The organism is Cellulomonas sp. P4_B5_2, from assembly GCF_056402235.1.
Genome location: NZ_JBFUHU010000406.1, coordinates 1 through 2,790 on the forward strand (window position 1 = coordinate 1; position 2,790 = coordinate 2,790).

Below are 2,790 nucleotides of genomic sequence, written 5' to 3' on the forward strand. Positions count from 1 at the left end.
GCGGACTGACGATCCGGAGGGGGAGTCGGGGTGGACATGGTGCCTCCTGGTAGGTCGACCCACCTTGCGTACCGCCGATGACGGTCCGTGTCCACGGTAGCGAATCGGACAGCCCGGACACGGTGGGATCGGACATTCGCTGCGGCTCGGCCTGTCCAAGGCGTGGAACGCGTGACCACGGATGGTGACCTGTGCCACGATGCACGGGTGACCCGCTCCTCCCTCATTATCGAGTAGCGCGTCGGCCCACCAGCTGACGCGCAGACCTCCCGTACCCCGGGGGGTCTTTTTGTTGGTCGGGGCACCACCACCGCCCCGGCTACCGTCGACTGCACCGGCACACCCCCGCCGGCAGACCTTCAGCTCGCAGCACCGACGTCGTCCGTCCCAGCACCGAAGAGAGCCCATCGTGTCCGTCCCCGCCAGCACCCCGTTCCAGGTCTACGACACGACCCTGCGCGACGGCGCCCAGCAGGAGGGGATGAACCTCTCCGTCTCCGACAAGCTGGCCATCGCGCCGCTGCTCGACGAGCTGGGGGTCGGGTTCATCGAGGGCGGCTGGCCGGGCGCGGTGCCCAAGGACACGGAGTTCTTCAAGCGGGCCGCCAAGGAGCTGGACTTCCGCAACGCCGAGCTGGCGGCGTTCGGCAGCACCCGCAAGGCGGGCACGCGCGCGGTGGACGACCCGCAGGTGCGCGCGCTCGTCGACTCCGAGGCGCCGGTCGTCGCGCTCGTCGCCAAGCACGACCTGCGGCACGCGGAGCGCGCTCTGCGCACCACCGGGGACGAGAACATCGCGATGATCGCGGACACCGTCGCGTTCCTGGTGCGGGAGGGCCGCCGCGTGGTGGTGGACGCCGAGCACTTCTTCGACGGCTACCGGTTCGACCCCGCCTACTCGCGCGCCGCCGTCCTGGCCGGGTTCGAGGCCGGCGCCGAGGTGGTCGCCCTGTGCGACACCAACGGCGGCATGGTCCCCACGTGGGTCGCGGAGATCGTGCACGAGATCCGCGGAGCCGTCGGGCCCGACGCCGTCCTCGGCATCCACGCGCACAACGACTCCGGCTGCGCGGTCGCCAACACGCTCGCCGCGGTCGAGGCCGGGTGCTCGCACGTCCAGGGCACCGTCAACGGGTACGGCGAGCGCACCGGGAACGCCGACCTGCTGTCCGTCGTCGCCAACCTGCAGCTCAAGTACGGGCTGCCGGTGCTCAAGGTCGCCGACGGGCTGCCGGGCGGCCTGCCCGAGCTCACCCGGATCGCTCACGCCATCAGCGAGATCACCAACATCTCGCCGTTCGCCCGCTCGCCGTACGTCGGCGCCAGCGCGTTCGCGCACAAGGCCGGCATCCACGCGTCGGCCATCAAGGTGGACCCCGACCTGTACCAGCACACCGACCCGGCCAACGTCGGCAACGACATGCGCATGCTCATCTCGGACATGGCCGGCCGCGCCTCGATCGAGCTCAAGGGCCGCGAGCTCGGCTTCGACCTCGCGGGGCGCCCGGAGCTGCTCGGCCGCGTCACCGACCGGGTCAAGGACGCCGAGGCCAACGGGTACACCTATGAGGCGGCCGACGCGTCGTTCGAGCTGCTGCTGCTCGAGGAGATCGACGGCCAGCGGCCCCAGTACTTCCGCGTCGAGTCGTGGCGGACGATCGTCGAGCGCTCCGGCGGTCGGGGGACACCGGCCACCGCCGAGGCGACCGTCAAGCTGCACGCCGGCGGCGAGCGGATCGTCAGCACGGGCGAGGGCAACGGGCCGGTCAACGCGCTGGACCACGCGCTGCGGCAGGCACTGGTCACCGTCTACCCGGAGCTCGAGTCGTTCGAGCTCATCGACTTCAAGGTGCGCATCCTCGACTCGATGCACGGCACCGACGCCGTCACGCGGGTGCTCATCGAGATGACGGACGGCCAGCGGTCCTGGAGCACCGTGGGAGTGGGTCCCAACCTGCTCGAGGCGTCGTGGGAGGCGCTCACGGACTCCGCCATCTGGGGCCTGCGCCACCGCGGAGTCACCCCGCGCTGAACTTCATCCCTGCGCGTTCGACCGGAGCGGCCTAGCCTCGGGGGACCGGCCGCTGCAGTGCGGCCGCCGACGTGCGGAGGGAGCGGTCGTGTCCGGCAGCGTGCCGCCGCTCGACCCGGGACCGACACCGGGCCGATCGCGGATCGGCTGGTGGTGGCTGCTCGTCGCCCTGCTCGCGTTCGCGCTCGTGACGGCGCTCGTGGCGCAGCCGTGGGCGCCGGTGGAGATCGAGCCGTCGGTGACGCCGACCGTCACCAGCCCCACCCCTGCGCCGTCGTCGCCCCCCGGCTCGGCGTCGCCCTCGGTCGCCGTCCCGGGCGCGGACGCCGTCTTCGACCCGACGACTGCCCTCGCCCTGTTCGTCACCGCCGACGACCTGCTCGCCGAGATCCCCGCGGCCGACCCCGAGGTGCAGCTGCAGATCCCCTCGGGCCAGCTGTCGTGGGGCCTGCCGATCGGGTCGACGATCGAGCCCCCGGAGTGCCTCGTCGCGGCCACCGTCGTCGCGATGCCGCCCCCGTGGTACGACACGCGCCTGTGGGGCAACGACACCCTCTCGTTCCAGCAGGAGGTCGTCCTGCTGGCCGACCCCGCGGCGGCCCGTGAGGCGTTCCGCACCCTGGTGACCACCGTGGACGCGTGCCCGGAGTACAGCCAGGTGAACCCTGACATCGACGGCGCCACCTGGACGGCTGAGCCGGCGATCGAGGGGCAGGGCGTCTACCCGTCGATCGTGCAGGAGGTGACGCACTCCGGCG

1 protein-coding gene and 1 pseudogene are annotated in these 2,790 nt (G+C 71.9%); both read left to right on the forward strand.

Annotated elements, in window-relative coordinates:
* Positions 1-409 precede the first annotated feature (409 nt).
* The gene (cimA, locus tag AC1DUQ_RS20200) at positions 410-2,032 is read left to right on the forward strand and encodes a citramalate synthase (RefSeq protein WP_477060488.1); all 1,623 of its coding nucleotides are present in this window, start codon (positions 410-412) and stop codon (positions 2,030-2,032) included.
* A gap of 88 nt (positions 2,033-2,120) precedes the next feature.
* Positions 2,121-2,790: pseudogene (locus AC1DUQ_RS20205) on the forward strand (hypothetical protein); the annotation flags it as partial.